We start from the raw sequence: 5,389 nt of genomic DNA on the forward strand, positions 1-5,389 counted from the left end.
TGTGTGAAATGCTTGAATACGAGATTGCCACATCAACTGGCGTTCAGATTGTTTCATAAAAAAACCTCCAACTTGATTCATTTTCATGATTGTCTCATGTCCATGAAATTCGTTGAAGGTGTGTTATATTTGACGCTTACAAATAAAAGAGTTAGATGCAATGCTTGAGTATAGATTAATGCCTTTATTAGAATATGAGAATACATCAGAACCATGCGCTTTTGTTGAGTATGATCTAATTTACGGATTAACAGGGATATGCACTTACCTATTAAGTATTGATAATCTAACAGGTCAATTGAAAGAAATTTTATTAAAAATAATAGATTTAATTGTTTATAGAGCAAAATTCGCAGAAAAGGGGTTTTATACAACAAGAAATCAGCATTTCTTTGAAAGCGAACGTAGTGATATTTTTATAGAATGTGGGTTGGCTCATGGGGTTCCAGGGGTACTTAGTATGCTATGTCTTGCCCAAAAAAGGGGGATACAACATCCTGAATTACATAGTTCTATAAAAAAACTATCATCTTGGCTATTTCAACAAATAACATTCGAAGATAATAGATACGTAATACCATATTATATAGATGAGAATCGAAGCTCATCAAATGCTCATTTTGGATGGTGTTATGGAATGCCAGGTATTTTAATTCCTTTATGGACCTCTTTAGATGTAAATGAAAAGGATATATATAAACCTTTTTTTATAATTATTCTAAAAAACATTTATAAAAATGTGTTTGAAAATATAACTTTATATGAAAAAGGTATTTGCCATGGAATTATAGGGCTTATATATATCCTTTATAAATTTTGTAAAGTAATTTACGATAAGGATCTTGTAGATTTATTAAATAGTATTATAGAAAAAATACCCGACAATTATTTATGCAGTAACAAAGACAAAAATAGTATTTTAAACGGAAACATTGGAATGTTTATAATTTCACTTTCTATGTATAAAGAAGAAGAATCTGTCTTGGATAATATTATGCTATTAAATTTCTAAATTTTTTTAAAAATAATATACTAAATATTCCGAAAATAGATAAATGGTCTTATTGTTGATAATTTCAATAAAATGTAAAATATGTAAATATAATAGGAAAGGGGGTGAAGTTAATGGAAATCAATATTACAACTCTTAAATTTGAAGAGGTAAAAAAAGTCCACAATCAAGGTAAAGATTTAGGGAAGTTACTTCAAGCAGGTTGTTGTACTACTGGTAGTGGTGGATGTGAAGAAACTGCATCACCGGTAAAAAAGAAAAAATAACTTTCTAGAAAAAGGTTTCGGATAATTTATCCGTCACCTTTTTTCTATATAACTTAGGGGGTTGATAAAATGTTTGTTGAACTATTAGGAACTGTATTTGAAGGAGATGAAAGAGTTATTCTAACAAATATAGAGGAACAAAAAGCTTTTGAAATATCTGGAACTGATTTAAGTAAATTAAAACTTATACTTGACTCTTTTACAGGAACGTACAATATTGATGAATTATTTTCAAAGTTTCCTGAGTTAAATAAAAACGAAGTAATAAATTTAATAATGAATTTAGAAGATTTAAAAATCGTGAGAGTTAAAGAAAAAGTAGACAAAAAAATAATTATTTTAACAGATAAAATACATAAAGAACACTTGCTATTTATAAAGCAAAGCCCTCTGTTAAAGGATATTGCTGATTTTGGTAATATTTCAGATAATCTAATTGATTCTCATTTTTTAGTAGGTATTGATTACGATGATAACGTGGAGTATTTTAAGACTGTTCAAAAAATTTCACAAAGAATTAGAAAGCCTTGGTTAAAGGTTTCCTTAACTAAATCAAATATTCTTTTAGGCCCTACTTTTTTTCCAGATGATGGTCCTTGTTATAACTGTTTATTAGAGAGGATTACTTCAAATAATTTGAATAATTATTCTAAAGGAATAGAAGTTTTAGGTCCAATTGAAGATTACATTGGTTCATCAATAATGCCAGAGTTAATAAAGATAAGTAAAAATAAATATCCTCTCTCATCTTTTGAAACTGAAATTATAATAAATCCTTTTACTTATGAAAATTCTTCATATAAAGTTTTAAAATCTCCATTTTGTGAATGGTGTAATGAGTTGGGGGGATAAATTAAAATGAATATTAAAAAATTTATACAAAATGTTTATCATCCTAGAGGCGGATTAGTTTCACACCTACGAAAAATTGATGTAAAACCTGGATTACCTCAAATAATAAGATATTTAGCTGTTATAAATTCAAATAGATTAAGGGGAGGGATGATTACAGGTTCAGGTTTTTCAATAGATCATACCTCAAGTAAAATGGCAGCAATTGGAGAAGCGGTTGAAAGGTATTGTGCTAATATTGAAAACCAAAAGACTGTTCTAGGTTCGTACGAGGAGTTTGAAGGGTATGCTATGGATCCTATGAAAATAACAAGGCTTACTGATGAACAATATAGTCGTAATCCTAATTTGAATAAAGTTACAACGAAAAGTATTTTAGAGTGGTGTAACGGTGTTGACCTAATATCAGGTGAAACTGTCTTAATCCCTAAAGAACTTATTTATCTTACTAATAATCAGAAGCCGATTAGGGATATTATTTCAACAGGGTTAGCTTGTTCAGATACTAAAGAAGATGCAATTTCTAGAGGATTGTTAGAATGTATAGAGCGAGATGCATTTGTATTATTCTGGATGTTAGGGATTGTTAATTTTAAAATAGATTTCACAGATATTAATAATCAAGATATTTGTAAGTTAATCTCATTGGCCAAACACAGTGACCTTCAAATAGAACTTTATGATATATCCCAAGAATTCTCTGTAACTACTATTTTGTCAGTTATTAGGAAAAAAGATGTCAAGGGATTTTATCTAGGATGTGCAGCACATTATCAATATAGTAAGGCTATATTAAATTCTATAAAGGAAGGTTTAGGGGGATATTCCGTATTCTATGAATATCTTAATTATTATGATTTTAACTACCCTTCAAAAATGGAAGAGATAGAAACATTGGATGACCATGCATTATATTACATTTCTGGTCAAGCGGACTGGGTGTTAGAGGGTTTATTACCGTCAACTTTACCTATCAAATTAGCTAACGAATTATTAGATAAACAAACGACATTAGATATCACTTTAGATAAATTGAATGAGCAAGAGTATATACCCTATGCAGTTGATTTAACTACGATAGATGTAAAAAGTATTGGTTTAAATGTAATGAGAGTAGTAGTTCCAGCTTTAGCGTTTTTGCCTGTAGGAGAACCGATGCTAAATTGTCCAAGATTGCACCAAAAAAAAGCTTTAAGTAACAAGGAGTTTAATCTATTACCGCATCCATTTCCTTGAAAATTAGGAGGTTATTATGTTGAAAGATTATTATACTTACGAGTATTATTTAATGAACTCTAATAATTATGAATCTCAACTTTTACATGCTCCCGGAAGAGAGTACTCGTCTATACCAGTTAGTAAATCTTATGCTTCGCACCCAAATGATATTATATTTGAAATTTGTAATGAAAAATTGATTTCTTCAGTTAGATCTACTAGAGAAACTACTGAGAAAAAAATGGAACTGCGAAATGTTTTCCGAATATTGCATACATCATATTTATTAGAAAAGGAGGATAATGATTTTCACTCGTATAATCCTTCGGCTGGTGGTCTTTATCCTATTGAATTTTATGTCTTTCTATTAAATATCGATAATGTGAAATCTGCAATTTATCATTATCATAGAGAAAAAGGGATATTATCTTATATAAGGGAAATAGATTTAGATTTTATTCCAGAAACAAATAAATTTGTTACTAAATCAAATTTTTTTATAGTAATGACAGGTAAAGTAGATAATATACTTTTTAAGTATGGTTCACGTGGATATAGATATTTATTAATTGAAGCTGGGCACATTGGGCAAAATTTAAAAATAGTAAGTGACTATTTGAATATTAAAAATAGGGCTATTGGTGGTTTTTACGAAAAAAAACTTGTTGATATTTTACAACTTCCCAAAACAGAGATACCACTTTATTTATATTGTTTTATGGATATTGAATAAATAACTTAGGTTTTCTTTAAAGAATTTTTTTTACAAACCTTTTTTATACAACGTTTAATATTTTTAAGTATTATCTTACCCTGAATGTAGAGAGAAACCTATGGAAGTTGTGTTTAAAAGTTCGAAAAGAGCTACAATAATTTGTTGTATTTGTTCTACGGTTATATTTTAAATTCTAGTCTGTAGGGATAATCAAATAGTAGTTTTAAGTAGTATTTTTAACAAAATATTAGTAGTTTTTTTGAATGAATAATCCTTAATAATGTCTAGTAAGCAATATAAAGAACAGAGTGGTGAGCGTGTTTGGATTCAATAGTAGAGGAATATTTATCTTATATTGGTGTTGATTATACTAATGACAAATTAAACTTTTTGGATAGAATAGTCCAACGTCATTTAATGGTTATACCATTCGATACAATTACTAAAATACTTGGTTATAATAATTTAATTAAAGCCCCTACCTATAACTCTGATTTAAAAGATTATTTAAAATATATTAAATCTACTGGGTATGGAGGAACATGTTTTAATTTAACTTGGGCTTTATATCAGCTTTTATGTAAGTTAGATTATCAAACTAGTATAATTCATTTATCCGAAGGACATTTTGCATTAGTAGTAAAAGTAGAGAATTATGAATTCTATGTTGATGTGGGGTTTATGGCACCAATGTTTAAATTATTGCCATTAAGATCTACATGGAAAGTTGGCTTCAAAGATACTGTTTTATGGAAACCTATAGGAGAAGGAGGTGAGTTAAGATTTTTTAGCGGTAAATATACATGGAGTGGAGAATTTTTAACATTAGATGAATTCATAGAACATTGGACTAAATCTTTGAATATAGAATCAAAATGGCTCAATAAAATTTTAGTCCATAAATGGAAAGATAGAGATACTCAATTATCTTTATATGAGAATTCACTAAGAATAATCTATAAGGATGAGATTATTGATCAGATAGATAACAATGATGAAAGGTTTTTGGACCATCTAAATAAAGTTTTGAAAATAAACCCTATATTATATTTCAAAGCGATTCAAGTAAGAGATGCTTTAAGAAAAAAGGAAGGATAAATATTTAGGGGTTATTAATTATTAAACGTGGAGGGATTCAATGATAAATACCAAAAGGGGTCTATTAAATCCCTATTTTATTATTAGAGGTAGTGTCAAAACTTCTATGAAAAACTGAAAATCACAATAGTTCAGGGCGGAAATCATTCTCCGAACGAGAGGACAATCGCTCTTGACAAACATTCCGAAAAGGTTGCGCCTTGTTTTTGAGGGCGAAGGGAAAAAAGT

The 5,389-nt window shown here is 28.8% G+C and carries 6 protein-coding genes; all 6 read left to right on the forward strand.

The features are described from left to right. Window positions 1-160: 160 nt before the first annotated feature. The 6 genes from ACOQFO_RS01210 to ACOQFO_RS01235 all read left to right on the forward strand — a co-directional run bounded on the left by ACOQFO_RS01210 (window position 161) and on the right by ACOQFO_RS01235 (window position 5,161). Window positions 161-1,012, forward strand: a complete 852-nt coding sequence (locus ACOQFO_RS01210; RefSeq protein WP_421687893.1) for a lanthionine synthetase LanC family protein — start codon at window positions 161-163, stop codon at window positions 1,010-1,012. Between the two features lie 113 nt (window positions 1,013-1,125). Then, the gene (locus ACOQFO_RS01215) at window positions 1,126-1,278 is read left to right on the forward strand and encodes a hypothetical protein (RefSeq protein ID WP_421687894.1); all 153 of its coding nucleotides are present in this window, start codon (window positions 1,126-1,128) and stop codon (window positions 1,276-1,278) included. Window positions 1,279-1,347: 69 nt separating this feature from the next. After that, window positions 1,348-2,130, forward strand: coding sequence for a hypothetical protein (locus tag ACOQFO_RS01220; protein ID WP_421687895.1), 783 nt, complete (start codon window positions 1,348-1,350; stop codon window positions 2,128-2,130). Window positions 2,131-2,136: 6 nt separating this feature from the next. Beyond that, a complete protein-coding gene (locus tag ACOQFO_RS01225; protein ID WP_421687896.1) occupies window positions 2,137-3,366 on the forward strand; it encodes a YcaO-like family protein in 1,230 nt (409 codons plus the stop codon). Between the two features lie 19 nt (window positions 3,367-3,385). Then, window positions 3,386-4,081 carry a SagB/ThcOx family dehydrogenase gene (locus tag ACOQFO_RS01230; protein ID WP_421687897.1) on the forward strand — a complete coding sequence of 232 codons (696 nt, stop codon included), beginning with the start codon at window positions 3,386-3,388 and terminating at the stop codon, window positions 4,079-4,081. A gap of 303 nt (window positions 4,082-4,384) precedes the next feature. After that, window positions 4,385-5,161 carry a hypothetical protein gene (locus ACOQFO_RS01235; RefSeq protein WP_421687898.1) on the forward strand — a complete coding sequence of 259 codons (777 nt, stop codon included), beginning with the start codon at window positions 4,385-4,387 and terminating at the stop codon, window positions 5,159-5,161. Window positions 5,162-5,389: the final 228 nt, after the last annotated feature.

This window comes from Ureibacillus sp. MALMAid1270 (assembly GCF_049202975.1).
Taxonomy (GTDB): domain Bacteria; phylum Bacillota; class Bacilli; order Bacillales_A; family Planococcaceae; genus Ureibacillus.